This is a genomic window from Stenotrophomonas sp. 3diitr2024 (genome assembly GCF_042136455.1).
GTDB classification, from domain to species: domain Bacteria; phylum Pseudomonadota; class Gammaproteobacteria; order Xanthomonadales; family Xanthomonadaceae; genus Stenotrophomonas; species Stenotrophomonas sepilia.
The window spans coordinates 1-7,601 of sequence record NZ_JBHHMJ010000700.1 but is presented as its reverse complement, the minus strand read 5'-3'; the positions used below and the strand labels follow the sequence as shown (position 1 = coordinate 7,601).

Here is a 7,601-nt window from a genome sequence, read left to right as displayed (position 1 = left end):
GTGCAGGGCGCAGCCCTGCAAAGAAAAAGGCCACCTTTCGGCGGCCTCACTTTTCTTTACTTCAGCTTGATCTCGCGCAGGCGCTCCTCGAGGAAGCCGTGGGCGGTGATCGGCTCCGGGTACCGGCTCGGGTTCTCCGGGGTGATGCACGAGGGCAGCACGTCGATCAGGAAGTCCGGGTTCGGGTGCAGGAAGAACGGCACCGAGTAGCGCGGCTGGCGCGCCAACTCGCCCGGAGGATTGACCACGCGGTGGATGGTCGACGGATAAACATGGTTGGTCAGGCGCTGCAGCATGTCGCCGATGTTGACCACGATCGTGTCCGCGTCCGAGGTGAACGGCACCCACTCGCCGTCGTGCGACTGCACTTCCAGGCCCGCGGCACTGGCACCCACCAGCAGGGTGATGAAGTTGATGTCGCCATGGGCACCGGCACGAACGTTCGGGATGTCGTCGGTGGTGATCGGCGGGTAGTGGATCGGGCGCAGGATCGAATTGCCGAAGTTGGTCTTGTCGGCGAAGAAATTCTCCGGCAGGCCGATGTGCAGGGCGAGCGCCGACAGCACGCGCGACCCCAGGTTGTCCAGCGCCTGGTACAGGCCGTACCCCCGCTCGCGGAAGCCCTCGACTTCGGTCGGCCATAGATTCGGCGCCATCACGTCACGGTACTTGGAGTCGTCGGCGATCTCGCGGCCAATGTGCCAGAACTCCTTCAGGTCGAAGTGCTTGGAGCCCTTGGCGGTCTCCACGCCGAAGGGGGTATAGCCACGGGCGCCGCCGCTGCCAGGCACGTGGTACTTGCGCTTGACCTCTTCCGGCAGGGCGAAGAAGGCCTTGAAGGCATCGTAGGCCGCGTCGATGTCGGCCTGCGGGATGCCGTGGTTGCGGATGCCCGCGAATCCCCATTGGCGATAGGCCGCGCCCAGCTCGGCCACGAAGGCCTCGCGGTCGCTGTCGAAACGGGTGATGTCGAGGGTGGGGATCTGGCTCACAGCGGTTCCTGGCTTGTCATTGGGTCTGGGGGGCCAGCGCATTCATGGCCCGCCTGAACATTGTGACAGATCGCCCGGGGGACGCCACTCGATACGAAGAAACAAACCGATACAATGCGCGACCCGCGCGCGGATTAACGCTTCCGTCACGTTGGGCCCGCCCCTTTGCCGCTCCCTGAATCCGCACCGCCATGTCCGCAGCCGCCCCTGCCGCACCCGCCCTTGAAGGTTCCACCCGGCGTTGGCGCCGGCTGGCCTGGTGGTCGCTGTTCGTCGCCGGCAATGCGGCCCTGGCTGCGGCGATCGCACTGGGCAACGTGCCGCTGCGGGACAATCCAGGCGGCAGCGCGGGCCTGGCCTACCTCGCCATCGCCCTGCCCGGCCACCTGCTCGCGTTCGGTGCGCTGGCCGGCCTGCTGCCGTTGCTGCTGGGGCTGTGGCCACGCACTGCCCGTACGCTGAGCATCAGTGCCGTTCTCCTGCAGGGCCTGTGGCTGTGCCTGCTGCTGGTCGACGCCAAGGTGTTCACCCTGTACCGCTTCCACCTCAACGCCATGGTCGTGAACATGGTGTTCGGCGGCGCCCTGCAGGACCAGGTCGCCCTGTCCTGGAAGACCTGGCTGCAGGTCGCGCTGCTGGTCGCCGCGGTCTTCGCCGCCGAAGGCCTGCTGGCCTGGGCGTGCTGGAAGCTGTTGCCGGCAGCGCCGCGCCGGCGACGGGTGCTGCAGGCGTGGGCAGCGGTCGCGCTTCTGATGGCCGGCGGCCAGGTCGCCACCGCCTACTACGACGCCCGTGGCGACCGCGATGTGATCGCGCAGTGGAACTACCTGCCGTGGGCGCAACCGATCACCGCCAAGAGCTTCATGCGGCGCCTGGGCGTGGTCAGCCAGCAGCAGGCCGGCCTGCCCGACCCGCGCCATGCGCAGCTGCAGTACCCACTGCACCCGCTGCGCTGCCAGAACCCGCATCGCCCCAATGTGCTGATGGTGGTGCTGGAATCGCTGCGCCAGGACGTGCTGACACCGCAGCTGATGCCCAACACGTCGGCGCTGGCGCAGGACGCGCGCGTGTTCGACCAGCACTTCAGCACCGGCAATGCCACCCGCTACGGCCTGTTCGGGCTGCTGTACGGCCTGCCCGGTGGCTACTGGCCAAGCATGCTCGACGAGCAGCGCGGCTCGCAGCTGTTCCAGGTGCTGGGCCAGCAGGGCTACGACCTGCACCTGTACGGCAGTGCGCCGTTGTACAGCCCGGAATTCGATCGCACGGCTTTCGCCGATGTGCGCGACCAGCTGCACCAGGGTCCATCGGCACTGAAGTCCGACGGCCGCGACCGCGCGATCATCAGTGCACTGCAGCAGGACATCCGCGCCAGCCAGGCGGCGCAGCGCCCGTGGTTCGGCTTCGTGTTCCTCGACTCCACCCACGCGCCCTATTACATGCCCGATGGTTACCCGCCCGTGGCGACGCCGATGGCTGCGGACATCGACTTCCTCAAATTCGGCCCGGAGCACGACCCGACGCCGGAACTCAACCGCTACCGCACCGCCGTGCACTACGCAGACAGCCTGATCGGCTCGCTGCTGGACGACCTTCGCGCACAGGGCCTGGCCGAGGACACCATCGTGCTGGTCACCGGCGACCATGCCGAAGAGTTCAACGACCTCAAGCTGAACTATTGGGGCCACAACGGCAACTTCTCCGACTACCAGCTGCAGGTCCCGTTCGTGCTGCATTGGCCGGGCAGGGCCGCTGGCCACGACGCACGCACCAGCTCGCACGAAGACTGGGTACCGACACTGATGCGCCACGCGCTGGGTTGCGAGAACGCGCTGAGCGATTACAGCACCGGCCAGGACCTGCTGGCCGAACCGCAGGGCCCGCGTGCGCTGGTGGTCGAAAGCTGGTCGCAGCGCGCGATACGCCATGGCGACGCGATCTACGTGTTCGACAAGTTCGGCAACGCCACCGCTCTGGACCTGCGCTACCGGCCGCTGTCACAGCAGGCGCCCGACGCGGCCGCCGTACGCACTGCATGGGAAGCGCTGACCCGCTTCCGCAACCGCTGACCCTCAAGGATCGATCCTGCATGAACCGTCCGCTGCGCATCCTGCACACCGAAGCCGCCAAGGGAATGGGTGGGCAGGAGATCTACATCTTCCGCCACATGCAGGTGATGCGCGCGCGTGGCCACGAGGTGGCGCTGCTGTGCCAGCCCGAAGCGCGACTGGCCAAGCTGGCACGCGACGACGGTTTCACCGTGCACACCCTGCGCATGGGCGGCCTGCTGCGCCTGCTCCGCGGCATCTGGTCGGTCTCGCGCCTGGTGCGCCGCGAACGCTATGACGTGGTCAACACCACCAGCCGCCGTGACGCGCTGATCGCCGCCGCCGGCGCACGCCTGGGCGGCACGCCGCTGGTGGTGCGCTCGCGCCACCTGATGAGCCCGGTCAACTCGCTGCTGACCTATACCGGCCTGCCGCACCGGGTGCTGACCGTCAGCAGCTTCGTCAAGCAGTTGCTGGCCGAGCGCGGCATTCCGGCCGAACACATCGGTATCGTGCCGCCCATCGCGGTCCCGCCGCGCTGGAGCGAGATCCGCAAGGACGACCCCTGGCAATGCCTGCAGGAGGTACGCGCGGAAGTGCGCGCCGAGCTCGGCTTCGGCGAACAGGACATCGTGGTCGGTTGCGTGGCGGTGCTGCGCGAACCCAAGGGCCACGCCGACCTGCTGCAGGCGATGGTGCCGCTGTGCAAGACGCACCCGAACCTGCACCTGGTGGTGGTCGGCGATGGCCAGCCGGTCATGGATCGACTGCAGGCGCTGCGCGACGAGCACGGGCTGCAGCAGCAGGTCCACCTGCTCGGCTATCGTGACGGCGCGTGCCGGCTGATGGCCGGCTTCGACATCTTCGCGCTGGCTTCGCACAAGGAAGCGGCCGGTACCGTGTTCCTGGAGGCCGCCTATGTCGGGGTGCCGATCGTGGCCACGCGCGTGGGTGGCGTGCCGGAAATGGTGGTCGATGGCAGCAATGCCATCCTCACCCGATTGGGCGACAATGCAGCCCTGACAGGCGCCCTGCGCCTGCTGGTGGACGATCCGGAACGGCGGCGGCAGATGGGCCGCGCCGGGTGGGACTGGATGCACGGCGCGCACCGGTTCACCCCCGATGGCCACGGTGAGACCACCGAACACTACTACCGCCAGTGGCTGAAGGAGCTGGGACATGGCTGATGCCCGAACCGTACCGGTGCTCATGCACCACCACGTCAGTCCGTCGCCGGGCATGATCACCGTGTCACCGGAGAATTTCGAAAGCCAGATCGCCTGGTTGGCCGGCAACGGCTGGACCTCGCTGACACTGGACCAGTACGCCGGCTTCCTGGCCGGCAGGCCGGTGCCGCGCAAGTCGATCGTGATCACCTTCGACGATGGCTACCTGGACAACTGGGTGTATGCGCACCCGATCCTGCAGAAGTACGGCATGCACGCAGTGGTGTTCGTGGTCACCGGCTGGATGGGCGAAGGCCCGGAGCGGCCCCATGCGGGGCTTGCCGGGGCAGTGCTGCCTGCCACGCCGGACCACCGCGGCTGCGAAGCGGCGATCTACGAGCAGAACCGCAGCGACGACGTGATGATGCGCTGGAGCGAAGCGCGCGCGGCCATCGCCGCCGGCACCTTCGAAGTGCATTGCCACACCCATACCCACACCCGCTGGCTGCGCCGCGACGACCTGGACCGCGCACAGCGCCGTGCGGGCCTGAGCCACGATCTGGCAGTCTCGCGCGAAGTCCTGCGGGACAAGCTCGGCGAGGTGTCCGATACGCTGTGCTGGCCTTACGGCGATTTCGACCAGGACCACATCGAGGTGGCGCGCGAGCACGGCTTCCGCTACCTGCACACCACCCACCCGTTCGGCCGCAACGTGGTCGGCGGCGATCCGGAACGCATCTACCGCTTCGCGATCCGCAACCGCCCGGCGAGCTGGTTGCGCAAGCGCATCGCCCAGAGCTACACCCCCCTGATCGCGCCGCTGTTCAATGGCTTCAAGGCACGCCAGAAGAAGATGGTGCCGGGGCCGTAGGCGGCCCAACGCCCTGCCCCTTCAACGAAAACGCCCCGGCATTCCGGGGCGTTTTCGTTGGGCGGATGTGCAGCGGCCTCAGGCGGCGGCTTCACGTACCGCCGCGGACAGTCGATCCAGCGTGTCCTGCATCAGCGTCGCATCATCGGCCTCGACCGTGACCCGCACCACCGGCTCGGTACCGGACGGGCGCAGGAACGCACGGCCACGGCCGGCCACCGACTGCTGCGCGACAGCCAGCGCGGCCTGCACGCTGCCGGCCTGCACCGTGGCCTTGGCCGAGACATTGCCCAGCCGCACGTTGACCGTCTTCTGCGGCACCCGCACCAGTCCTTTCAGCGCCTGGCGCAGGGTCTGCCCGCTGTTGCGCAACGCCACCAGCACCTGCAGGGCGCTGACGATGCCGTCGCCGGTGGTGGCCCGATCCAGGCACAGCAGGTGGCCGGAGGCTTCGCCGCCGAGCACCCCACCGCCTTCGATCAGCGCCTGGTGCACGTAGCGATCGCCGACATTGCTGCGCACGAACGGAATCTGCAGGTCGGCGAAGGCCTTCTCCACGCCGTAGTTGCTCATCAGCGTGCCGACCACCGGGCCGCGCAGGCGGCCTTCGGTTTTCCATGCGCGGGCCAGGATGTAAAGCAGGTCATCGCCGTCGACCGGGTTGCCCTGGTCGTCGGCCATCAGCACGCGGTCGCCGTCGCCGTCGAAGGCAATGCCGAGGTCAGCGCGGGTTTCGCGGACCTTGGCCGCGAGATTGTCGATATGGGTGGAGCCCACGCCGGCGTTGATGTTGACGCCGTTGGGCTCGGCGCCAATGCCGATCACCTCGGCACCCAGCTCGCGGAACAGCAGCGGTGCGATCTGGTAGGTGGCGCCGTGCGCGCAGTCCAGCACCAGGCGTACGCCACGCAGGTCGAACGCGCGCGGCACGCTGGCCTTGCAGAACTCGATGTAGCGGCCGACCGCCTCGCGGCCACGCGATGCCTTGCCCAGCTTCTCCGATTCGGCGGTGGTGAAAGGAACGTCCAGCGCCGCTTCGAGGGCGAGCTCGGTGGCATCGTCGAGCTTCTCGCCCTGGGCGGAGAAGAACTTGATGCCGTTGTCGTAGTGCGGGTTGTGCGAGGCGCTGATGACGATGCCGGCATCCACGCCCAGCGTACGGGTCAGGAACGCCACCGCCGGAGTCGGCATCGGCCCCAGCAGCTGCACGTCGGCACCGGCGGCCACCAGGCCGGCTTCCAGTGCCGCCTCGAACATGTAGCCGGAAATGCGGGTGTCCTTGCCGATCACCACAATCGGCCGGCGCCCGTCCTGGCCGCGCTGGGCGACCAGTACACGGCCCAGGGCGTTGCCCAGGCGCAGCACGAAGTCGGCCGAGATCACGCCCTGGCCGACCCGGCCACGGATGCCATCAGTACCGAAGTACTTGCGGCCTCCCATCAAGCCACCTCCGGCGCCGGCTGACGGCCCAGCATCGCCAGCAGGTCGGACAGGCGGTCACGCAGCTCGCGGCGGTCGCAGATCTGGTCGATGGCACCGTGCTCCAGCAGGAACTCCGAGCGCTGGAAGCCTTCCGGCAGCTTCTCGCGCACGGTCTGCTCGATCACGCGCGGGCCGGCGAAGCCGATCAGCGCCTGCGGTTCGGCGATGTTGATGTCGCCCAGCATCGCAAAGGAGGCCGAGACACCACCGGTGGTCGGATGGGTCAGCACCGAGATGTACGGCAGCCCGGCTTCACGCAGCTTGCCCAGCGCGGCCGAGGTCTTGGCCATCTGCATCAGCGAGAACAGGCCTTCCTGCATGCGGGCGCCACCGCTCTGCGAGAAGCACACGTAGGGCGCACCGATCTCGACCGCGGTTTCTGCGGCCAGTGCGAAACGCTCGCCGACCACCGAGCCCATCGAGCCGCCCATGAAGGCGAAGTCGAAGGACGATGCCACCAGCGCACGGCCCTTGAGCAGGCCGCGCATGGCGATCAGCGCGTCGTACTCGCCGGTGTTCTTCTGCGCGATCTTGATGCGCTCGCTGTACTTCTTCTGGTCCTTGAACTTGAGCAGGTCGGTCGGCCCCAGGCGCGCACCGATCTCGGTGGTGCTGTCGGCGTCGAACAGGGCGGCCAGGCGCGCGCGCGCGCGGATCGCCATGTGATGGCCGCACTTCGGGCAGACTTCCAGGTTCTCTTCCAGTTCCGGACGGTACAACGCGCTGCCGCAGTTGCTGCACTTTTCCCACAGGCCCTCGGGGACACTGCGCTTCTTGCTGGGGGTGTTGTCGGTGCGGATGCCGGACGGCATCAACTTGCTGAGCCAACTCATGCGGGAGGACACTTCCGTTCAGGGCGGCCCAGGGGCCGCAAAGGCGGACAGTCTAGCTCCGCTTTCCCCGCCCGTGCACCCCCTTCCCAGCTGCGGGGCAGCCGGAAAAAACCATGCTGGGACGTACGTTTAGGTGCTGGGCGGTACCCGCCGCTGGCCGGCAGCCCTTGCACGCGAGCCATCAGGAGGAGGCCGGCCAGCGGCCGGCA

Annotated in this window: 6 protein-coding genes; 3 read left to right on the top strand and 3 right to left on the bottom strand. The window is 67.9% G+C overall.

All coding sequences use genetic code 11. From position 1 onward, the window contains the following. Positions 1 to 56: 56 nt before the first annotated feature. On the bottom strand, positions 57 to 1,034 hold the full coding sequence (locus ABGA94_RS18050) for an isopenicillin N synthase family oxygenase (RefSeq protein ID WP_049414703.1): 978 nt from the start codon (positions 1,032 to 1,034) through the stop codon (positions 57 to 59). A gap of 149 nt (positions 1,035 to 1,183) precedes the next feature. On the opposite strand from ABGA94_RS18050, the gene ABGA94_RS18045 reads away from it, so the two are divergent. The 3 genes from ABGA94_RS18045 to ABGA94_RS18035 are packed head-to-tail and all read left to right on the top strand — an operon-like array spanning position 1,184 to position 5,077. Then, positions 1,184 to 3,061, top strand: coding sequence for a DUF3413 domain-containing protein (locus ABGA94_RS18045; protein WP_262221123.1), 1,878 nt, complete (start codon positions 1,184 to 1,186; stop codon positions 3,059 to 3,061). A 20-nt stretch (positions 3,062 to 3,081) separates the two neighbouring features. Continuing rightward, on the top strand, positions 3,082 to 4,227 hold the full coding sequence (locus tag ABGA94_RS18040) for a glycosyltransferase family 4 protein (RefSeq protein WP_188239308.1): 1,146 nt from the start codon (positions 3,082 to 3,084) through the stop codon (positions 4,225 to 4,227). After that, a complete protein-coding gene (locus ABGA94_RS18035; RefSeq protein WP_111126952.1) occupies positions 4,220 to 5,077 on the top strand; it encodes a polysaccharide deacetylase family protein in 858 nt (285 codons plus the stop codon). The genes ABGA94_RS18040 and ABGA94_RS18035 overlap by 8 nt, the downstream gene beginning before the upstream one ends. A 78-nt stretch (positions 5,078 to 5,155) precedes the next feature. Here ABGA94_RS18035 and glmM read toward each other — a convergent pair whose 3' ends face one another. Together glmM and accD are read right to left on the bottom strand one after the other, a co-directional pair. Then, on the bottom strand, positions 5,156 to 6,517 hold the full coding sequence (gene glmM / locus ABGA94_RS18030; protein ID WP_005417944.1) for a phosphoglucosamine mutase: 1,362 nt from the start codon (positions 6,515 to 6,517) through the stop codon (positions 5,156 to 5,158). After that, positions 6,517 to 7,392 carry an acetyl-CoA carboxylase, carboxyltransferase subunit beta gene (gene accD / locus ABGA94_RS18025; RefSeq protein ID WP_005417947.1) on the bottom strand — a complete coding sequence of 292 codons (876 nt, stop codon included), beginning with the start codon at positions 7,390 to 7,392 and terminating at the stop codon, positions 6,517 to 6,519. The genes glmM and accD overlap by 1 nt, the downstream gene beginning before the upstream one ends. Positions 7,393 to 7,601 lie beyond the last annotated feature (209 nt).